The sequence below is a fragment of the Frateuria terrea genome, assembly GCF_900115705.1.
In the GTDB taxonomy this organism is placed as follows: Bacteria; Pseudomonadota; Gammaproteobacteria; order Xanthomonadales; family Rhodanobacteraceae; genus Frateuria_A; species Frateuria_A terrea.
The window spans coordinates 215,523-235,056 of sequence record NZ_FOXL01000005.1; the positions used below are offsets into that span (position 1 = coordinate 215,523).

Below are 19,534 nucleotides of genomic sequence, written 5' to 3' on the forward strand. Positions count from 1 at the left end.
GTCGGTCGCAGAGGCGCAGGAAGCCCGCGGTCGCCACGGCGAGCGCGAGCGCGAGCAGCAGGTAGGCGATGTCCATGTGCGGTCCTCCGTAGGTGACGGGGCGCACTCTAGGAACCGGCGCATAAAAAAGGGGCAGCAAACCCGCGCTGCCCCGTATAGATCCCGTAAAACCTTCCGCCTCAGATCTCGACCTGGGCTCCGAGCTCGATCAGCCGGTTGCCGGGGATGCCGAAGAAGGCCGTCGCCGGCAAGGCATTGCGCGCCATGAAGGCGAACAGCTTGTCGCGCCAGGCGGCCATGCCCGGCCGGTGCGACGCGGCCACCACCGTTTCGCGCGACAGGAAAAACGTGGTGTCCATCATGTCGAACGCGGGCCCACCGTGACTGCCGCACCAGGCCATGGCGGCAGGGATGTCCGGATTCTCGGCAAAACCGAAGCGGAACAGCAGCCGGCTGAAGCCGCCCTCGAGCGCCTGCACTTCGAAGCGTTCACCCTCGTCAGCCACCGGCGCATCAAGCATCTCGACGGTCAGCAGCACGTTGCGCTCGTGCAGCACCTTGTTGTGCTTGAGGTTGTGCAGCAGTGCATTGGGCACGGCCTGGGGGTTGGGCGTGAGGAACACGGCGGTGCCCTGCACGCGGGTCGGAGGGTATTCGATCAGGTTATGGATGAAGGGCGCCACCGCCAGCCCTCCCTGCTGGATCTCGCGTACCACCAGCTCCCGGCCCCGGCGCCAGGTGGTCATGGCCACGAAGACGCTCAGGCCAAGCACCAACGGGAACCAGCCACCGGAAGCGACCTTGATGATGTTCGCACCGAAGAACGCCAGGTCCACAGTGAGCAGGCCGACGCCGGTGCCGATCACCGCCGCCAAGTGCCAGCGCCACTGGTACCGCGCCACAACCAGGGCGAGCAGGGTGGTGATCACCATCGTGCCGGTGACGGCGATGCCGTACGCCGAGGCCAGGTTGTTCGACGAGCGGAAGCCCAACACCGCCGCCACGATGAGCACCAGCAGGATGCGGTTGATCCAGGGCACGAAGATCTGCCCGGACATTTCATGCGAGGTGTGCAACACGCGCATGCGCGGCACGTAGCCGAGCTGCATCGCCTCGCGGGTCATCGAGAACGCGCCCGAGATCACCGCCTGCGAGGCGATCACCGTGGCTGCCGTGGCGAGTGCGATCATCGGGTAGAGCAGCACCCGCGGCACCAGGTGGAAGAACGGATTGGCCAGCGCACGTGGCTCGTGCAGCAGCAGGGCGCCCTGTCCGAAGTAGTTCAGCACCAGCGCCGGCAGCACGAAGTTGAACCAGGCCAACTGGATCGGCCGCTTGCCGAAATGTCCCATGTCCGCGTACAGCGCCTCGGTGCCGGTCACCGCCAGCACCACCGCGCCCAGCGCGAAGAACGCCTCGGCGTGGTTGCGCAGGAAGAAGCCGAAGCCATAGCTGGGACTGAGCGCCGCCAGCACACCCGGATGACGCACGATGCCGGTGATGCCGAGGGCGGCGATGCTGACGAACCAGATCGCGCAGACCGGCCCGAACACCGCGCCGATCCGGTCGGTGCCGTGTTTCTGCAACCAGAACAGTGCCAGGATCACGCCCAGCGTGATCGGCACCACCCAGGGCTGCAGCGCGGGCGCCGCGACCTCGAGACCCTCGACGGCCGACAGCACCGATATCGCCGGCGTGATCACGCCGTCGCCGTAGAACAGCGCCGCACCGAAGATCGCCAGCAGCGCGATGACCAGGCGCAGCCGTGGCATGCCACGCACGCTGCGCTGGGCCAGCGCCATCAGCGCCATGATGCCGCCTTCGCCCTTGTTGTCGGCGCGCATGATGAAGAGCACGTACTTGACCGACACCACGACGACCAGCGCCCAGAAGATCAAGCTCAGCGCCCCCAGCACGTTGTCGGGCGTAGCCGCCACGCCGCGCTCGCCGAAGACCTCCTTCAGGGTGTAGAGCGGGCTGGTACCAATGTCGCCGTAGACGACACCGATGGCACCCAGAGCCAGCGCAGCCAGGCGGCGCGGAACGGCCTGGGGGCCCGGTGGGGCAGCAGCGGAGTCCGCCGGAGCAGCGGACCCGGCAGCGGCGGAATGGTGAAGATCGGACATCGTGGAGGTTGCGGACAGCGGGGGCCGGGAACGATGCCATCGGCGGCAAGCCCTGTCATGGAAGGCGCCGTAAAATGTGCATAAAAAAGTTCGGCACCCCGGTCGAGCACCTTGCGGTCACCGGCCGCCGAGCCGCACCCGCCTAGGCCACCGCGACCTCGCCGGACAGGCAGCACCGCTCGAACTCCGCCGCGGGCATCGGCCGCGCCAGCAGGTAGCCCTGCACCTGGTCGCACCCCAGCGCGCGCAGGACCTCCGCCTGTGCGGGCTTTTCGACGCCCTCGGCGACCACCTCCATGCCCAGCGTGTGCGCCAGGTCGATGATCGCGGCGATGATCGCGCGCGGTTCGTGGCCGCCCTCGTCCAGCGCCTGCACGAAGAACTGGTCGATCTTCAGTTGGCGCACCTGGAATTTCTGCAGGTAGGCGAGGCTGGAGTAACCGGTGCCGAAATCGTCGATGGCGAAGTCGAAGCCGTGCGCGCGGAAGTCGCGCAGGATCGCGGTGGTGCGCTCGGCGTCGCGCATGGCCATGCTCTCGGTGACCTCGAACATGATCTGCGAGGTCTGCAGCCCCGCCGCGCCGACGATGCCGGCGGCAACCTCCACCAGGCCGGGCTGCTGGATCTGCAACGGCGAGAGGTTGATGGCGATGCGCACCGTCGAAAGCCCGCGGTCATGCCAGTCGCGCAGCTGGCGGCAGGCTTCGCGGATCACCCATTCGCCCAGCCGCCCGATCTGCCCGCTGCGCTCGGCCACACTGATGAATTCCAGCGGCGAAACCGCACCCAGCTCCGGGTGGCACCAACGCAGCAATGCCTCGGCGCCGACCAGCGCGCCGGTGTCGCCGTGGTGCTTGGGTTGGAAGTGCAGCGACAGGCTGCCGTCCTCCACCGCGGTCTGCAGGCCGCGCTGGATCTTCAGCACGCGCACCGCGCGTTCGCGCATCGACACGTCGTAGCAGCGGTAGCCGTTGCGGCCAGCCTCCTTGGCGTCGTACATGGCGGCGTCGGCGTGCGCGACGAGATCTTCGACGCTGTCGCCGTCCTGCGGATGGAACGCCAGGCCGATGCTGGGGGTGACGCGCAGCTCGGTGCCTCGCACGGCAAAGCTTTCCTGCATCAGCCCGATCAGCTGCTGCGCGATGCGCGATGCCGACTCCGGGCTACGCATGTGTTCCAGCACCGCCACGAACTCGTCGCCGCCCATGCGCGCCAGGCTGTTCAGGTGCAGCACGCCGGCCAGCCGCGCGGCCACCGCGCGCAGCAGTTCGTCGCCGAAGCCGTGGCCGAGCGTGTCGTTGATGGTCTTGAAGCCGTCCAGATCGATATACAGCACGGCCAGGTGGCCATGGCCGGCACGCGCGCGCGCCAGCGCCCGTTCCATGCGCTCGGCCAGCAGGTGTCGGTTGGGCAGGCCGGTCAGCGGATCGTGCGTGGCCATGTGATGCAGGCGGTTGTTGAGATGGTCCAGCGAACCGGAAAGCCGCTGGGTGCGCACGTACAGCCTCGCGACGATCTCGGACAGGGCCAGTGCCGCTCCCATTGCCAGCACCGCGACCATGCTGACCACGCTGCCCAGCCACACCGTGCCCGAGGACGCCACCAGCGACAGCACGGGCCGGTCGCCGTAGGACAGCCGCGTGGAGAGGTCCAGCAACACCACGATCAGCACGCCCATGAGCACCGACAGGTACCCCCGGCGACCGTAAAGCGCGCGCATCGGACGCGGGCGGAACGCGTGCATCAGGCGCAGGCCGCAGGCCACCCCGAAGGTGCACAGCAGCACCCAGTACAACCAGACCCGCGGCTGGTAGCTGATGCCACCGGCGAGGTGCAGCGCGCCCTCGCTGAACATGTGGGTGAGGGCCACGCCCACGCCAAGCGCAAGCGAGCCGCCCAGCCAGCGCAGCCGGCCCAGGACCTGGCAATCGGCCACCCACAACAGGCCCAGTCCCACCGCCAGCGCCGCGATCGCGGATGCCGTGCTCAACAGCGGATCGAACGTGCCCACGGGTTGCGGCAGGCGCGCCAGCATGCCCACGAAATGCACCGACCACAGACCGAGCCCGAGCATCCAGGCGCCCACGCCGTACCAGATCACGCGATGGGCGGCCGCCCGCGAGGCGGCGATGCGACCGGTGGCGTCGATCGCCTGGTAGGCGATCAGGCCGCCGATGAGCAGGGAGAACAGCTCCAGACTGAGGCTATAGCTACCGACCATGGCGTACTCGAAGCCGACAAGCCGGCAGTCTCCAGGTCTTAGCGGCTCCGCAGCACGATTCTTTAGGGGCAGTCCAACGGGCGCCACCGGGGCCCTGCCGCGGGCGAGCCTGCGTGCTTCAGTCGCCGCCCGCCTCGACCAGGCCCTTGACCCGTGCGACCAGCTGATCGATCGCGAACGGCTTGGTCAGCACTTGCATCCCCGGCTCAAGTTGGTCGCTGCCGATCACGGTGGTTTCGGCGAAGCCGGTGATGAACAGCACCTTCAACCGCGGCATCAGCTCGCGCGACGCGTCGGCGAGCTGGCGCCCGTTGAGGCCGCCGGGCAGGCCCACGTCGGTGACCAGCAGATCGATGCGCATACCGGCACGCAGCATTTCCAGCGCCTCGGCGCCGTCGCACGCCTCCAGGACGGCAAAGCCATGCTCGCCCAGTACGTCCACCACCAGCATGCGGACGGTCGGCTCGTCGTCGACCACCAGCACCGTCTTGCCGCGCGGCTCGATCGAAACACCCGCCGATGCGGTCGGCTTTTCCTCCATCGGAAACTCGCCCAGGTGTCGCGGCAACAGCAGGCTCACCCGCGTCCCTTCGCCCAGCCGCGACTGGATCTGCACGCGCCCGCCCGACTGCTTGGCGAAGCCGTAGATCATCGACAGCCCCAGGCCGGTGCCGCGGCCCAGCGGCTTGGTGGTGAAGAACGGCTCGAACGCACGCGCAACCACCTCCTCCGGCATGCCGGTACCCGTGTCGCTCACGCTCAACTCGAGGTAATCGCCTGGCGCCAGGTCCAACGCCAGGGCGGATGCTTCGTCGAGCCGGCGGTTGGCCGTAGCGATGCGCAGTTCGCCACCCTCCGGCATTGCGTCGCGTGCGTTGATGCTCAGGTTGAGCAGGGCGTTCTCGAGCTGGTGCGCATCGGCCAGGGTGATCCACAGGTCGTCCGCGTGATCGACCTCCAGCGTGACCGCCGGACCGATGGTGCGCCGGAGCAGTTCCTCCATCCCGCCGATCAGCCGGTTGGCGTCCACCGGGCGCGGATCGAGCGTCTGCCGGCGCGAGAACGCCAGCAGCCGGTGGGTCAACGCGGCGGCCCGGCGGGACGCATCCTGCGCGGCACCGAGGTAGCGGCGCAGCTGTGCGGTGCGGCCCTGTTCGATGCGCACCTGCATCATGTCCAGGCTGCCGCTGATACCTGCCAGCAGATTGTTGAAGTCGTGCGCGAGCCCGCCGGTGAGTTGGCCGACCGCCTCCATCTTCTGCGCCTGCAGCAGCTGTTCCTGCGCCTGGCGCAGCGCCTCGGCCTGTTCCCGCTCGGCGGTGACGTCGCGCCCGTAGGCATAGACCAGGCCGCCCTCGGCCGAGGTGTTCCAGGAGATCCAGCGCGCCGTGCCGTCGCGGTGCCGGTATCGATTCTGGAAGCCGGTCAGGCGCTGGCTGGCCGCCACCGCGTCCATGGTCGCCGTCTGGTCCTCGGGCCAGACCCGTTGCAGGAAGTGCTGCCCCAGCAGGGCCTCGGGCGCATACCCGAGGATCGCCGTCCAGGCCGGATTGATGCGTACGAACAGGCCCCTTGCGTCGACCACCGCCAGGAGGTCGCGCGAGTTCTGCCAGATGCGGTCGCGTTCGGCGGTCCGCTCCTCCACCTTGCGCTCGAGCGAGGCGGTGAGTTCGCGCACCTCCTGCTCGGCGCGGCGACGTTCGATCACGGCCCGGGTACGCTCACCCACTTCGCGGATGAAGGCCAGTTCGTCGGTGGTCCATTCGCGCGCCGTGGCGTGGTTGACGTACAGCAACGCCACGAAGCAGCCGTCCTCGGTGATCGGCATGTTGACCACCGACTGCGCGCTGATCGCCTTGAGCGCGGCGGCGCGGGCTGCGGTGCGAGGGTCTTTCTCCGCGTCGGCGAACACTACCGTTTCGCCGCGTCGGAGGTTTTCGATGTAGCGGCCGTAGTCGCGGAAACGCAGGACGCCCGCCAGGCTGCGGATGCCCGGCGCGTTCCAGTCGCGCTCAATGGTGATGGTTTCCTCGGTGAGGTCGATCGTGCCGTAACCGGCGCGGCTGACCTCGAGCGTCCGACCGAGAATTTCTCCGGCCGCGTGGGAAAGGTCGGCCGGCGATTGCGCGTCGCGGAGGCGGTCGCCCAGCTCGATCAGCAACGCCTGGCGACGGGCGTGGGACTGCAGCGCTTCCTGTGACAGGTGGGCCTCGGTCACATCGTGGCCCTCGACGAAGATGCCGGTGACCCGGCCGGACTCGTCGATGGTCGGCGCGTACACGAAATCGAGGTAACGCTCGACCGCGGGCAGGCCGGGCGCCGGAGAGAGGCGGATCGGCACGTGCGAGGCGACATAGCGCTCGCCACTCCGGTAGACCTCGTCCAGCAATTCGTAGAAGCCCTGCCCCTCCACTTCCGGAAAGGCATCCCGCACCGTGATGCCGACCAACTCGCGCTGGCCGACGAGCCGGCAGTAGGCATGGTTGGCGAACTCGAATTCGTGCTGCGGTCCCCGCAGGATCGCGATGAAACCGGGTGCCTGCTCGAACAGATTGTGTTGCCGTTCGCGGTCGGCGGCCTGCTGGCGCTCCAGCAACACCTTGCCGGTGGTTTCCATGGCCCAGGTAAGCAGTCCGGCGATGGCGCCCTGCTCGTCACGCAATGGGGTGAAGGAGAAACTGAACCACCGCAGGTCGTTGGTGGGACCGCCGGCCAGCGCGAACGGCATGTCCTCAACCGATTGCGATCGACCGGCGAGCACCTCGGCCACCATCGATTCGAGCGAATCCCAGATCTCCGACCACAGCTGCGCGGCAGGCTGGCCCAGGCCCCCGGGATGCTTGCTGCCGAGGATCGGCAGATAGGCGTCGTTGTAGATGCTCGTCAGCTGCGGACCCCACACGACCAGCATCGGCTGGCACGCCTCCAGCACGATGCCGACCGCGGTCTTGAGGCTTTGCGGCCAGGCCGCGAGCGGACCCAGCGGGGTCGCCGACCAGTCATGCCCGCGAACCAGCGCCGGCATCAGTCGCTCGTCCGCCTCGATCTGGATCACCTCATCGGCTGCCACGGAGGCCGTCGTCGGGTCGCTTTGCATGGCGTTCGCAGTGTCCGAAATGGGCCAGCTTAGCGCCCGCACCATACCGTGCGGCTGCCCTGCCCGCAGATGGGCGCCTGCCGGCAAGGCGGCACCGCCGACCGGGTGTGGAACGGGGGGTCAATGCTCGGGCGCGTCGCGGCGCGGGGCCGCGGGTCGGGCGTCGTGACCGGCGAACATCGGTGGGATGCCCCCGGGCGTGGCCGGAGCCTTTGCCAACCGGGGAAAATGGATGACGGAGGGGATGCTGCCGCTGCTTGCAGGAGGGCGGGAGCTGGGCAGGGACTCGTCGATATGCATGACGGCGGGTTCCGATTTTTTTGGTCGCGTCACCATGCCTGGCTGCCAGTGCAGCGGGCGTGTGGGTGGTGGCAAGGGAACGCCGACACGCCCACGGGACCGGGCTTCCGCACGCCGGCTTGAACGGGAGGAAGCCCAACTTGCGTCCGCTTCGTCAGCCACGACCGCCGCTGCTCGGCGCACCGGGCGGCGGATCGAGGCCGCCATCGCCCTTGCCGCCGACGCCGTGGCCCTTGGTCGAGCCCACGCCGCTTTCGCGGCGCTTGCTCTCCTGGACATGCTGCGCGCGGTCCTGGCCCACGCCGCCGGTCTGGTAGGTGGGGCCATTTTCCGGCACTGGGAGGATCGCCTCCGGATCGACGGGCTCGCCCATCGCCTTCTGCCCATAAGGGTCGCCGAAGCCGTGGTGCGGCCGCATCTGGCCGTTGCCGCTTTCCCCGCCAGTGCCGCCTGCCGGCTCGACCGCTTCGGCGGTCTCGCCCTGAACCTGTACCTGGTTCTGCTCGGCGCGTTTGCCGATGGCATCCTGCAGGTTCTCGTTGGTACGACCGCGCGGATCGTCGATGCTGCCCATGGGGTTCTCCCGTTCCGGTTGCTGGAAAGGATCGTGCCCGAGCGGAGGTCTGCGGGGCGTGCAGCGACAATGGCCGGAGCGTTAGTCGGTTCGTGCACATGCGCCGGGGCAAGCTCCCACGATGCCATGCAAAGGCTAACGACCATGCAGACCGAAGCCTTCCGGCTCGCACGCCACGACTGGGTTCCCAATCACCCGCGCCTGCCCGTGCTGCTCTACCACCAGGCGCTCGATGATCCGGGGAACGATGCTGCGACCACCTTCGAGGGGCGCTTCGACGGCAACGGCTGGCCGCCACAGTGGCGCGCGGGCATCTACGACTTCCACCACTATCACTCCACCGCGCACGAAGTGCTCGGCGTGGCCAGGGGCACGGCACGGCTCGTGCTGGGTGGACCTGGGGGACGCGAGGTCGAGGTAGGTGTGGGCGACGTGGTGCTGCTGCCTGCCGGCACCGGCCACTGCAGTGTCGAATCGAGCGACGGCTTCCTGGTGGTCGGCGCCTATCCGCCCGGGCAGAAGTGGGACATTCGCCGCGAGCCGCCCACGCAGGAGATGCTCGATTGCATCGCGCAACTGCCCTTCCCGGCCTGCGATCCGGTCAGCGGTGAACAGGGGCCGATGCTCGCGTGCTGGAGCCCGCCGACTGAAGCCTGACACCCGTCGCGGTTACGCGGATCTGGGCCGGAGGCGGTCCAGGATGGCCGGTACGGGTCCGGGAATCTCCCGCGCCAGGAAGCCCAGCGAACCGACCGAGGCTTCCAGCGCGCGACCCGCCTGGGCATGCACCAACACGCCCCACAGTGCGGCCTGCACGGGGTCCCCGCAACGCGCGGCCAGGCCCGCGATCACGCCCGCCAGCACGTCGCCCGAACCGGAGGTGCCCAGCCCATGGCAACCGTCCGGGTGGACCCACAGCCGGCCATCGGGCGCCGCGACGTAAGTGGTGGCGCCCTTGAGCACCAGCACGCTGCGCGTGCGACGTGCAAAGGCGCGCGCCAGCGCCAGCGGTTCCCGTTCCACCTGCGCCCTCTCGCGGCCGCACAGCGCGGCCATCTCGCCCGCGTGCGGGGTGAGCACGAACGGCTTGCCGGGCGGCGCGCGCAGCTCCGGCGAGAGCGCACCGGCATCGATCACCAGCATGCCCTGCGCGCGGCGGATCACCCGCTGCAGCAACGCAGCGGTCGCCGGCGAAGGGGTCATGCCCGAACCGATCAGCGCCGCATCGCACCCGTCCAGCGCCTGGTCCAGGGCGGCGCTGCCGCGCGTGATGTCGCCCTGGGCGCCGACCGGCAGGCCCAGCACCAGCGCTTCGGGCATCGCTACCGCAAATGGCACGGCCACGTCCTGCGCGGTCGCCACCTGCAGCTTGCCGGCGCCGGCGCGCAGGGCGCCTGTCGCGGCGAGCAAGGCAGCACCCGGCACGCGACCGGAGCCGCCGATCACCAGCACGCGGCCGCGCTGTTCCTTGCCGCCGTCCGGATCGGGCAAGGGCATGCCGCGCAGGAGCCGCGCGGTGAGGCGCTGCGGCTTCGCGTCCGCCGTGCTCATCGCGCGCCCTTGGGCCGGTCCGATTCGATCGTCACCGGCGAGCCGGCCTCCACCAGAGGCGCGACGAAGTTGGTGCGCCTGAGCACCAGGCCGCAGCCGTCCGGTGCCTCGACGTACTCGGTGATGCCGCAGTTGGGCACGTCGCCGTTGCGGTCGATCGCAAGGATGGTGCCCTCGTCCATGCGCTCCAGCAGGTAGCGGAAGCAGTTCACGATCACCTGGTGGGCGACGATCATCACCCGCTCGCCCGCGTGGTTGCGCTGCAGGTCGCCGAGCATGCTGCGCAGCCGCAGCACCACGTCGCACCAGCTCTCGCCGCCGGGCGGGCGGAAGTAGAACTTGCCGACCAGCTGGCGTTGTTCGGCCAGCTCCGGAAACCTGGCGCGGATGCCGGCGCGTGTGTACCGGTCGAGCACGCCGAATTCCTTCTCGCGCAGCCGCTCGTCCACCACCACGTCTTCGGACGAGCACCCCATCGCCACGGCGACCGCCACGGCCGTCTCGCGTGCGCGCTTGTACGGCGAAGCCATGAAGGTAGTGGGCCGGTCCGGCTCCGGCAGCGCGCGCGCCCACGCACCCAGCGCCTGGGATTGCTCCAGGCCCAGCGGCGACAGCGGCACGTCTGCGTCGCGGTGCTCGAGGTCGATCAGCGGCGCGCCCGACGCCTCCGCGCGGTCGCGCGCAACGTTTCCCGCACTCTCGCCATGGCGGACGATCCACAACCGCCGTGGCCAGCCGACGTTGCCCTGTATGACCGCTGCGCCCACGCGCTTCTCCCGTTCCACGACGACAGGGAGCTTTGGCACGGACCGCGTGAATGGCCGGTCGACCGGCGGCCTTGCAGGCGCCGCCTCTGCTCCGGCCGCGGCACGCCTGAGCTTTTTGCTAGCGCCAGTTAGACGATGGCCTCACGGCAACTCGGCCAACATCACCCCTGCGAGTGGCGACCTTCCGGTCGATCGCCCGCACCGCGTGCCGAGCCTACCCGCGCCTGACCGTCGAACGAGACCCCCGCCATGCGAAACCCCCTGCAACTTCGCTGCAACCAGCTGGAGCGCTCGATGCGCGCCCTGCACGACGAATGCGATCGCCTGATGCGTGAGAACGCGTTGCTGCGCGAACGGATGCAAGGCGCCGGCCAGACGGTGCAGCGACTCGACGACGAACTGGCGCGCATCGCTGCCGGACCGGACGCGGAGCAGGATCCGTTCGTGATCCGCGCTTCGTCGCTGCGGATGTACTAGGGAGCGATCGGCGCGTTCCTCGCCGGCGCTGCCGGCCCACCGGTTCCGGTTCCGGTGATGGCGGACCGCGGTCCGGTCTGCCGGCACGCCGGCGGGCATGGAAACGAAAATGCCCGCCGAAGCGGGCTTCTCCCAGGGACACATCCCCGCAGCGTCGCTCAGGCGAACGGATCGTCCAGCACGATGGTGTCGTCGCGATCGGCGCCGGTGGCGACGATGGCCAGGCGACAGCCGGACAGCTCCTCCACTGCACGCAGATAGGCGCGGGCCGCGGCCGGCAGTTTGTTCCAGTCGCGGATGCCGGCGGTGGATTCCTCCCAGCCGGGGAACTCCAGATACACCGGCTTGCACTCGGCCCAGCCGTCGGCGTCCAGCGGCGCCAGTTCGCGGCGCTTGCCGCGGTATTCGTAGGCCACGCAGACCTTGATGCTGGGCAGGCCGTCGAGCACGTCCAGCTTGGTGATCGCCAGACCGTTGATCCCGTTGATCTGCACGGCGCGCTTCAAGGCCACCAGGTCGATCCAGCCGCAGCGACGCGGGCGGCCGGTACTGGCGCCGAACTCGTTGCCCACCTTGCGCAGGCGCTCGCCCATTTCGTCGTTCAGCTCAGTCGGGAACGGGCCGCCGCCCACGCGCGTGGCGTAGGCCTTGCAGATGCCCAGCACGTAGTCGATGTCGCAGGCGCCCACGCCGGTGCCCGCCAGCGCACCACCGACGGTGGTGTTGGACGAGGTGACGTACGGATAGGTGCCGTGGTCGATGTCCAGCAGCGCGCCCTGCGCGCCTTCGTACAGGATGTTGCCGCCTTCCTTGCGCACGTCGTGCAGGATGGTCGCGACGTCGTCGACCATCGGGCGGATGTATTCGCCCCAGGCGAGCGCGTCGTCGAGCACCTTCTGGTAATCGACCGGCTCGGCCTTGAGCCACTGGCTCAGGATGAAGTTGTGGTACTCGACCGCCGCCTTGATCTGCGCCGGCAGCTCGTGCGGGTACATCAGGTCCGCCACGCGGATCGAACGACGGGCGACCTTGTCCTCGTAGGCCGGGCCGATGCCGCGGCCGGTGGTGCCGATCGCGCCCTTGCCGGCGGCGGCCTCGCGCGCCTTATCCACTGCAATGTGGTAGGGCATGATCAGCGGCGTCGCCGGGCTGATCTTCACGCGCGGGCGCACATCCACGCCCTGCGCCTCCAGCTCGGCGATCTCGTTGATCAGCGCCTCGGGCGAGAGCACCACGCCGTTGCCGATCAGGCACAGCGCGTCGTCGCGCAGGATGCCCGAAGGGATCAGGTGCAGCACGGTCTTCTTGCCCTTGATCACCAGCGTGTGGCCGGCGTTGTGACCGCCCTGGAAGCGCGCCACGGCGCTGACCCGCTCGGTCAGCAGGTCGACGATCTTGCCCTTGCCTTCGTCGCCCCACTGGGCTCCAAGGATGACGACTGACTTGCCCATGAAAGTTCTCGCTCGTTGGGTGCTCCCGCGGGAGCCGTGAGTGTGGGAAACAGGAAAAGCTTCAGCGCATCAGCTGCAGTACCGCCAGCCCGGCGATGACCGCCACCGCGCCGAACACGCGCAGCGTGCGCGGCGAAAGCTCCAGCGCCTGGCGCACCATCGACTGCCAGTGGCGCGGGGCGGCGAACAGCATCAGGCCCTCCAGCACCAATACCAGGCACAGCGCGATGGAAAGCTCGTGCGGCATGGACTCAGCGCTTGGCGGCGCCGTTCTCGAAGTAGCGCAGCAACTCCGAGTCCGGCTTGAGCACCAGCGTGCCCTTGCCATCGGCGAAACCCTGCTTGTACGCCGCCAGGCTTCGATAGAACGCGAAGAACTCCGGATCCTGGCCGTAGGCCTGGGCATAGATGGCCGCCGCCTGGGCGTCGCCCTGGCCACGCACGGTCGCCGCGTCGCGCTCGGCATCGGCGCGCAGCACCTGGCCCTGGCGATCGGCATCGGCCTTGATCTTCTCGGCCTGCTCCTGGCCGGTATAGCGCAACTCGTTGGCCAGTTGCAGGCGCTCGGCACGCATGCGCTTGTAGACCGACTCGCTGACCTCCTCGGGCAGGTCGATACGCTTGATGCGCACGTCGACCACGGCGATGCCCAGGTTCTTGCGCGCGATGGCATCGGTCTGCTTGCGCACGCGCTCGGTGATGTCCTTGCGGCCGCCGGCGATCAGGTCCTGCAGGGTGCGCGAGTTGAATTCGAAGCGCAGCGCGTCCTTCACCACCGGGCTCAGCCGCTGCGCCGCCTGGTTGGCGTCGCCGCTGGTGGCGCGGTAATAGGCGGCGTTGTCGGCGATGCGCCACTTCACGTAGAAGTCGACGTTGACGCTCTTCTTCTCCGAGGTGAAATAACGCTCCGGTGGCGCATCCAGGCCCTGGACGCGGCTGTCGAAACGCACCACCTGCTGGATCAGCGGCGCCTTGAAGTGCAGCCCCGGCGCGTAGTCGGTCTGCACGATGCGGCCGAACTGCAGCAGCAGTGCACTCTGCCCTTCGCGCACCACGAAGGCGCTGTTGAGGCCCAGCAGCACCAGCACTACCGCGACCACGATGCCGACGATCTTCATGGCTGGTTCCCCTTGTCGGCGGCGTCATCGGTGGTGGCAGTGGTGGCGGTCGCGGGACTGGCTGTCGCGGCGGGCGGCAGGTTGATGATGGTGCGGCCGCCAGAGCCGTCGATCACCTTGCGGTTGCCGGCCATCACCTGCTCCATCGTCTCCAGCCAGAGGCGCTTGCGGGTCACTTCGGGCGCGGCCTTGTATTCCTTCAGCAGCAGGTCGAAGCGCGCCGCATCGCCATGCGCGCGGGCGATGCGCTCGGCCTTGTAGCCGGCGGCCTCGGCGGCGATGCGCGCGGCGTCGCCGCGGGCCACCGGCACCACCTTGTTGGCGTAGGCCAGCGCACCGTTCTCGATGCTCTGCTTGTCCTCGCGCGCCTTGTTGACGTCGTCGAAGGCGTCCTTCACCTCGGCCGGCGGCGAGACGTTCTGGAAGCTCACCGCCGTGACCTGCAGGCCACAGTGATAGCTGTCGAGGGTCTTCTGCAGCGCCTGGCTGGCCTCGCCGACCAGCGCGGCGCCTTCGCCGGAGAGGATGGTGTCCATGTCGCTGCGGCCGATCACCGAACGCACGGCGGCCTCGGACGCCGCGGCGATGGTGTCCTCCACGTCGTCCACCGCGAACAGGTAGGCACGCGCATCGTTCACCTGGTACTGCACGGTAAAGTCGATGGTGATGATGTTCTCGTCGCGGGTGAGCATGCGCACGCTGTCCTGCAGCGAGCGCACGCGCGTGGTCTCCACCTTCGTTACCGTCTCGACCGGCTGCGGCAGCTTGAAGTGGAAGCCCGGCGGCAGCGTGCGGCTGTACTGGCCGAACCGCAGCACCACGCCGGCCTGGCGGGCGTCGATGACGGTGGCGCTGCTGAGCAGCAGCCAGGCCAGCACCAGCGCCAGCACGATGGTGATGACGCCGCCGGGGCCGCCGTGCTTGCCAAGACGGGCACGCAGGCGTTTGAAGGCGTCGTCGAGGCCGCGGTTGCCGCCGCTGGGACGCTTGTTCCAGGGATCGCGCTGGCCGCTGCCGGGCTCGTTCCAGGCCATGTCAGTCTCCTTGGGGCAAGGGGCAGGCCGGCGGGAGAGGCCGGTGGATGCGTTGCGGAATCGGGGCCATAGAGCGCAGCGTCGAGGTCGGGGTGGGTGAGTCGCGGCGCGCCGCGATCGATCTCGGTGCGGGCGGGCAAACGCCGCACAAACGCCGGTTAGTCTAGCAGAGGTGAATTGGGGCGTGGCCCGCAAGGCGCCTTCCGGGCGCCCGCCCACCCTTCACCGAAAGGTGAGCGCAGAGGCTATGGCGCGTCGGGCGATCCCAATACCCCGCGCAGCAACGCCGCGTCCTGCGGATGGCCGCCGCCCAACGGGGCGATTACGCTGCGGGGTGCGTCGATCTGCAGGCGCCAGCCGTGTTCGTCCACCGATTCGCCGGCAATGGCGCCGGCGGCACGCAGGCGAGCGTGCAGGCGACCGGCAGAGAGCGGCAGTTGCAGCTCGGTCTGCACGCGCTCGCCGCCGAGGCGCTCGCCCAGTGCCTGGCGCAGCAGTTCCAGCCCTTCGCCGGTGCGCGCGGAGAGCCAGACCTGGGTAGGGCGGCCCTCCGCGTCGCGCACGATGCGCGGCTGGGTGCCTGTCTGGACCTCGTCGCCACCCTCCCCCAGCACGTCGATCTTGTTCATGACATGCAACTGCGGCACGTCGCCTGCGCCGATCTCTTCCAGCACGCCATCGACCACGCGATGCAGCCGCTCGCGCTCTTCGTCGGCCGCGTCGCTGACGTGCAGCAACAGGTCGGCATCGCGTGCCTCGGCCAGGGTGGCGCGGAAGGCGGCCACCAGGTCGTGCGGCAGTTCGCGGATGAAGCCCACGGTGTCGGCCAGGACGGCCGGGCCGCAGGAAAGGTCCTCGATCTTGCGCACGGTCGGGTCGAGCGTGGCGAACAGCAGGTTGGCGGCGAACACGTCGCCTTCGGTCAGCGCATTGAACAACGTCGACTTGCCGGCGTTGGTGTAGCCGACCAGCGCCACCCGCGGCACCGTGTTGCGCAGGCGCGCGCGGCGCTGCTGGGTGCGTTGCACCTGCACCTTCTCCAGCCGCCGGGTGAGCATCTTCACGCGCTCGCCGAGCAGGCGACGGTCGGTTTCCAACTGCGTTTCACCGGGGCCACGCAGTCCGATGGCGCCGCCGCGCTGACGCTCCAGGTGAGTCCAGCCGCGTACCAGGCGGGTGGCCAGGTGCTTGAGTTGCGCCAGTTCCACTTCCAGCTTGCCTTCGTGCGAGCGGGCACGCTGGGCGAAGATGTCCAGGATCAGGCCGGCACGGTCGACCACGCGAACGGCCAGCAGCTTTTCCAGGTTGCGTTCCTGCACCGGCGTGAGCAGGTGATCGACCAGCACCACGTCGGCCTCGGTGGCACGCACGGCTTCGGCGACCTCTTCGGCCTTGCCGGTACCGATGTAGTAACGAGGGTTGGGGTCCTCGACACGCGCCGGAACGCTGGCGAGCACCTCGGCGCCGGCCGAACGCACCAGCTCGGCGAATTCCTCCGCGCGGCGGACCGCGTCGCCCTCGCCGCGGGCGTGCGGCAGGACCAGTACGGCGCGTTCGCCCTTCTTTTGTCTATCGAACACTAGGTTGGCGTGGCCTGTGGATGCGCGTCGTCGGCGAGGCGCCGGCGGCTAGGGTCGGGGCGGCATTGTATGCCGATCGCCGTCGGGCCGACGGCAAGCAGGTGAGGGACTGCCGCCCGGCGGGCCAGGCAACCCGCCGGCGGCGTGCAGAACCTTCCGTGGGTCAGTCTTCGCCTTCGGCCGACGTGGCGTGTGCCTCGGCGTGGCCCTCATGGCCGTTACCCATGCGCACGTTGCGGCTGGGCACGACGGTGGAGATGGCGTGCTTGTAGACCATCTGGCTTACCTGGTTGCGCAGCAGCACCACGAACTGGTCGAACGACTCGATCGTGCCCTGCAGTTTGATGCCATTGACCAGGTAGATGGCGACCGGCACACGCTCACGGCGAAGTGCGTTGAGAAACGGATCCTGCAATGACTGCCCTTTGGACATGTTGTTTTACCCCCTCGCGAACCTTCGCGGGCCGGAGAAAAGACGCACACGCGGCGACCGGCCCAAGTCGAGGGGATATTAACCGCTTTTAAATGGCGGGCGGAAGCCGGGAACCACGACGCGCATCGGCGTCGTCGCTACAGCCGGGCTCTACAGGAAGAGGTCCAGTGCAGCACAGGTGCGGTCGAGCAGGTCGGCCCGGTCCGGATCGATCGGGCGTGCGTCCAGTTCCGCGCGCAGCCAGGTGATCTGGCGCTTGGCCAGCTGGCGGGTGGCAAAAATCGCCTTGTCGCGGAAGGTGGCCGCATCGGTGGCGCCATCCAGATGTTCCCAGGCCTGGCGGTAGCCGACGGCGCGCAGCGCCGGCAGGTCCGGGTGCAGGTCGCCGCGCCCGCGCAGCGCTCGCACTTCGTCGAGGAAGCCGGCCGCCAGCATGGCATCGAAGCGCTGCGCGATGCGTGCGTGCAGCTCGCCACGATCGGCCGGCTGCAACGCCAGCTTGAGCACACGCCAGGGAAAGCGTTCGCCGCTGCCGCCGGTCTGCTGCCCGGACAGCGGCCGGCCGGTCAGCTCGATCACTTCCAGCGCGCGCTGCAGGCGCTGGGCGTCGTTGGGACCGATGCGCTCCGCGGCGACGGGATCGAGCGCCGCCAGCCGATCGTGCAGTGCGGGCCAGCCGGCCGTCGCCGCCTCGGCCGACAGGCGGGCCCGGATCGCCGGCGCCGCATCGGGCAACGCCGAGAGGCCGCGCTGCAGCGCGCGAAAGTACAGACCCGTGCCGCCGACCAGTAGCGGCACCCGGCCTCGTTCGTGGATACGCGCCATCGCGGCCAGGGCGTCGATGCGGAAATCGGCTGCCGAATAGGGCTCGGACGGATCGCGCAGGTCCAGCAACTCGTGCGGATGCCGGGCCAGGATGGCGGCGTCGGGCCTGGCCGCGCCGATGTCAAGCCCACGATAGACCAGCGCCGAGTCCACGCTCACCAGCTCCACTGCGAAGCGCTCTCGCAGCGCGCAGGCCAGCGCCGTCTTGCCCGACGCGGTCGGGCCCATCAGGAATACGGCGAGCGGTCGGGCATCGGCAGCCATGTCGCCATTGTAGTGGCCGCCCGGCCGCATCGGCCCGTTCGGATCGCCGTTGCGGAAGCTACGCAGACGTTACCCGCCGTTACACGCAGTTGAACGATTGCCGTCATCCCGTTGCATCGGCTGGCTAATCTGGCGCCAGGGAAAAAACTCCGTTCGCCCTCTTCCCTTCGGTCGTCCCTCGGAGCCAGGCGATGAACAGCCAGCCGAAACCGCATCGCCTCGCCGCGGCACCCAAACAAGGTGAAACCGGTCACGCGGTCGGTGATAATTGCGTGACAGCCACGTGCCTTGACTTGCCCCCGACCCCGTCGAGGCGCACCATCGCTACCCGGCAGCCACATAGAATTCACGCGATGGCACACCGAATCGACGCGGAACACGACCAGGAAGGTGGACACGGCGCTGTTGTCAGCCCGCGACCCGGAATTGCCTCGCCCGCAGCCAAGTTGCCCCCGGTCCGGCCCGCTTCCCTGCGTCTGGCTCAGGAAGAAGCGGACCAGGCCCGCAAACCCATCTGGGACAAAAACAACTTCGGCTTCTGGTTGACGGTGTGCATCCTGATCAGCCTCGCCTTCTCGGTCATCTGGCACGCCATCGGCTGAGTACGCGGCCGGCCTCGCAGCGAGGCCCTATAATCGTCGTCTTCCCCGCCCGCCTTCGCGGGCCAGACGATGGTGTCCCATGCCGCAGACGATGAAAGCCCTGGTCAAGCGCAAGCCCGAACAGGGCATCTGGATGGAAGAGGTGCCGGTTCCGCAGGTCGGCCCCAACGAGGTGCTGATCAAGGTCGAGAAGACCGCCATCTGCGGCACCGACTTGCACATCTACAAGTGGGACGAGTGGTCCCAGCGCACGATCCCGCAGGGTCTGACCATCGGCCACGAATTCGTCGGCCGCATCGCCGAGCTCGGCAGTGCCGTGACAGGCTACAAGGTGGGCGACCGCGTTTCGGCCGAAGGCCACATCGTCTGCGGGCATTGCCGCAACTGCCGCGCCGGACGCCAGCATCTGTGTCCCAACACCGTGGGCATCGGCGTCAACCGCAATGGCGCCTTCGCCGAGTACGTGGCCGTACCTGCGTCGAACCTGTGGCCGATTCCGGACCAGATCCCTTCGGAGCTGGCCGCCTTCTTCGATCCCTACGGCAACGCCGCGCACTGCGCGCTGGAATTCGACCTGATCGGCGAGGACGTCCTGATCACCGGCGCCGGCCCGATCGGCATCATCGCCGCAGGCATCGCCAAGCACGTCGGCGCGCGCAACGTGGTGGTCACCGATGTCAACGACTACCGCCTCAAGCTCGCCGCCGACATGGGTGCGACCCGCGTGGTCAACGTGGCCAACCAGTCGCTGAAGGACGTGGTCAAGGACCTTCACATGGAAGGCTTCGACGTCGGGCTGGAGATGAGCGGCAACCCGCGCGCCTTCAACGACATGCTCGAGGTGATGTACCACGGCGGCAAGGTCGCGATGCTCGGCATCATGCCGCGCGGCGCCGGTATCGACTGGGACAAGGTGATCTTCAAGGGGCTCACCCTGCAGGGCATCTATGGCCGGCGCATGTACGAGACCTGGTACAAGATGACCCAGATGGTGCTCACCGGCTTCCCGCTGCAGAAGGTGCTCACCCACCAGATCGCCATCGACGATTTCCAGAAGGGCTTCGACCTGATGGACGCGGGCCAGTGCGGCAAAGTCGTGTGTTCCTGGACCTGA

General features: G+C 68.7%; 17 protein-coding genes. 4 read left to right on the top strand and 13 right to left on the bottom strand.

Features of this window, described 5'->3' with window-relative positions; translation table 11 throughout:
* Positions 1–179: 179 nt before the first annotated feature.
* From BMZ38_RS10140 to BMZ38_RS10155, 4 genes are all read right to left on the bottom strand, one after another.
* On the bottom strand, positions 180–2,126 hold the full coding sequence (locus tag BMZ38_RS10140; protein WP_091337016.1) for a potassium transporter Kup: 1,947 nt from the start codon (positions 2,124–2,126) through the stop codon (positions 180–182).
* A 142-nt stretch (positions 2,127–2,268) separates the two neighbouring features.
* Positions 2,269–4,347 carry a putative bifunctional diguanylate cyclase/phosphodiesterase gene (locus BMZ38_RS10145; protein WP_091337018.1) on the bottom strand — a complete coding sequence of 693 codons (2,079 nt, stop codon included), beginning with the start codon at positions 4,345–4,347 and terminating at the stop codon, positions 2,269–2,271.
* A gap of 118 nt (positions 4,348–4,465) precedes the next feature.
* Entirely contained in the window at positions 4,466–7,417 is a 2,952-nt protein-coding gene (locus BMZ38_RS10150; protein WP_175483791.1) for a PAS domain-containing protein, read from the bottom strand.
* A 481-nt stretch (positions 7,418–7,898) separates the two neighbouring features.
* The gene (locus BMZ38_RS10155; protein WP_091337020.1) at positions 7,899–8,318 is read right to left on the bottom strand and encodes a hypothetical protein; all 420 of its coding nucleotides are present in this window, start codon (positions 8,316–8,318) and stop codon (positions 7,899–7,901) included.
* Positions 8,319–8,462: 144 nt separating this feature from the next.
* On the opposite strand from BMZ38_RS10155, the gene BMZ38_RS10160 reads away from it, so the two are divergent.
* Positions 8,463–8,975, top strand: coding sequence for a cupin domain-containing protein (locus BMZ38_RS10160; RefSeq protein ID WP_091337022.1), 513 nt, complete (start codon positions 8,463–8,465; stop codon positions 8,973–8,975).
* 12 nt (positions 8,976–8,987) lie between these two features.
* Here the strand turns inward: BMZ38_RS10160 and BMZ38_RS10165 are convergent, their stop codons facing one another.
* Both BMZ38_RS10165 and BMZ38_RS10170 read right to left on the bottom strand, forming a co-directional pair.
* Positions 8,988–9,869 carry an NAD(P)H-hydrate dehydratase gene (locus BMZ38_RS10165; RefSeq protein ID WP_245747312.1) on the bottom strand — a complete coding sequence of 294 codons (882 nt, stop codon included), beginning with the start codon at positions 9,867–9,869 and terminating at the stop codon, positions 8,988–8,990.
* A complete protein-coding gene (locus BMZ38_RS10170; RefSeq protein WP_245747311.1) occupies positions 9,866–10,636 on the bottom strand; it encodes a histidine phosphatase family protein in 771 nt (256 codons plus the stop codon). Before BMZ38_RS10170 ends, BMZ38_RS10165 begins: the two co-directional genes overlap by 4 nt.
* Before the next feature lie 249 nt (positions 10,637–10,885).
* On the opposite strand from BMZ38_RS10170, the gene BMZ38_RS10175 reads away from it, so the two are divergent.
* The gene (locus BMZ38_RS10175; RefSeq protein WP_091337025.1) at positions 10,886–11,113 is read left to right on the top strand and encodes a hypothetical protein; all 228 of its coding nucleotides are present in this window, start codon (positions 10,886–10,888) and stop codon (positions 11,111–11,113) included.
* A 158-nt stretch (positions 11,114–11,271) separates the two neighbouring features.
* Here the strand turns inward: BMZ38_RS10175 and BMZ38_RS10180 are convergent, their stop codons facing one another.
* From BMZ38_RS10180 to miaA, 7 genes are all read right to left on the bottom strand, one after another.
* Positions 11,272–12,564, bottom strand: a complete 1,293-nt coding sequence (locus BMZ38_RS10180; protein WP_091337026.1) for an adenylosuccinate synthase — start codon at positions 12,562–12,564, stop codon at positions 11,272–11,274.
* Positions 12,565–12,625: 61 nt separating this feature from the next.
* The gene (locus tag BMZ38_RS10185; protein WP_091337028.1) at positions 12,626–12,811 is read right to left on the bottom strand and encodes a DUF2065 domain-containing protein; all 186 of its coding nucleotides are present in this window, start codon (positions 12,809–12,811) and stop codon (positions 12,626–12,628) included.
* A 4-nt stretch (positions 12,812–12,815) separates the two neighbouring features.
* Positions 12,816–13,682, bottom strand: a complete 867-nt coding sequence (gene hflC, locus BMZ38_RS10190; RefSeq protein WP_091337032.1) for a protease modulator HflC — start codon at positions 13,680–13,682, stop codon at positions 12,816–12,818.
* The gene (gene hflK / locus BMZ38_RS10195) at positions 13,679–14,716 is read right to left on the bottom strand and encodes an FtsH protease activity modulator HflK (RefSeq protein ID WP_091337034.1); all 1,038 of its coding nucleotides are present in this window, start codon (positions 14,714–14,716) and stop codon (positions 13,679–13,681) included. The genes hflC and hflK overlap by 4 nt, the downstream gene beginning before the upstream one ends.
* A gap of 245 nt (positions 14,717–14,961) precedes the next feature.
* Positions 14,962–16,296 (bottom strand): ribosome rescue GTPase HflX, encoded by a 1,335-nt coding sequence (hflX, locus tag BMZ38_RS10200; RefSeq protein ID WP_091337036.1) that lies wholly within the window; start codon positions 16,294–16,296, stop codon positions 14,962–14,964.
* A 163-nt stretch (positions 16,297–16,459) separates the two neighbouring features.
* Entirely contained in the window at positions 16,460–16,729 is a 270-nt protein-coding gene (gene hfq / locus BMZ38_RS10205) for an RNA chaperone Hfq (RefSeq protein WP_091337040.1), read from the bottom strand.
* A gap of 150 nt (positions 16,730–16,879) precedes the next feature.
* A complete protein-coding gene (gene miaA, locus BMZ38_RS10210; RefSeq protein ID WP_091337467.1) occupies positions 16,880–17,818 on the bottom strand; it encodes a tRNA (adenosine(37)-N6)-dimethylallyltransferase MiaA in 939 nt (312 codons plus the stop codon).
* Positions 17,819–18,171: 353 nt separating this feature from the next.
* Between miaA and BMZ38_RS17580 the strand changes: the two genes are divergently transcribed.
* Together BMZ38_RS17580 and tdh are read left to right on the top strand one after the other, a co-directional pair.
* Complete coding sequence (locus BMZ38_RS17580; protein WP_139202452.1) at positions 18,172–18,420, top strand: hypothetical protein; 249 nt, start codon at positions 18,172–18,174, stop codon at positions 18,418–18,420.
* A 79-nt stretch (positions 18,421–18,499) separates the two neighbouring features.
* Positions 18,500–19,534: an L-threonine 3-dehydrogenase gene (tdh, locus tag BMZ38_RS10215; protein ID WP_175483790.1), complete on the top strand. Its 1,035-nt coding sequence runs from the start codon at positions 18,500–18,502 to the stop codon at positions 19,532–19,534.

Excerpts from the sequence above, each read along its gene's own strand:
- tdh (WP_175483790.1), top strand. The coding sequence starts at position 18,500 with ATGCCGCAGACGATGAAAGCCCTGGTCAAGCGCAAGCCCGAACAGGGC.
- hflC (WP_091337032.1), bottom strand. The coding sequence starts at position 13,682 with ATGAAGATCGTCGGCATCGTGGTCGCGGTAGTGCTGGTGCTGCTGGGC.
- BMZ38_RS17580 (WP_139202452.1), top strand. The coding sequence starts at position 18,172 with ATGGCACACCGAATCGACGCGGAACACGACCAGGAAGGTGGACACGGC.
- hfq (WP_091337040.1), bottom strand. The coding sequence starts at position 16,729 with ATGTCCAAAGGGCAGTCATTGCAGGATCCGTTTCTCAACGCACTTCGC.
- BMZ38_RS10175 (WP_091337025.1), top strand. The coding sequence starts at position 10,886 with ATGCGAAACCCCCTGCAACTTCGCTGCAACCAGCTGGAGCGCTCGATG.
- BMZ38_RS10155 (WP_091337020.1), bottom strand. The coding sequence starts at position 8,318 with ATGGGCAGCATCGACGATCCGCGCGGTCGTACCAACGAGAACCTGCAG.
- miaA (WP_091337467.1), bottom strand. The coding sequence starts at position 17,818 with ATGGCTGCCGATGCCCGACCGCTCGCCGTATTCCTGATGGGCCCGACC.
- BMZ38_RS10145 (WP_091337018.1), bottom strand. The coding sequence starts at position 4,347 with ATGGTCGGTAGCTATAGCCTCAGTCTGGAGCTGTTCTCCCTGCTCATC.
- BMZ38_RS10185 (WP_091337028.1), bottom strand. The coding sequence starts at position 12,811 with ATGCCGCACGAGCTTTCCATCGCGCTGTGCCTGGTATTGGTGCTGGAG.
- BMZ38_RS10140 (WP_091337016.1), bottom strand. The coding sequence starts at position 2,126 with ATGTCCGATCTTCACCATTCCGCCGCTGCCGGGTCCGCTGCTCCGGCG.
- BMZ38_RS10160 (WP_091337022.1), top strand. The coding sequence starts at position 8,463 with ATGCAGACCGAAGCCTTCCGGCTCGCACGCCACGACTGGGTTCCCAAT.
- hflK (WP_091337034.1), bottom strand. The coding sequence starts at position 14,716 with ATGGCCTGGAACGAGCCCGGCAGCGGCCAGCGCGATCCCTGGAACAAG.
- BMZ38_RS10180 (WP_091337026.1), bottom strand. The coding sequence starts at position 12,564 with ATGGGCAAGTCAGTCGTCATCCTTGGAGCCCAGTGGGGCGACGAAGGC.
- BMZ38_RS10165 (WP_245747312.1), bottom strand. The coding sequence starts at position 9,869 with ATGAGCACGGCGGACGCGAAGCCGCAGCGCCTCACCGCGCGGCTCCTG.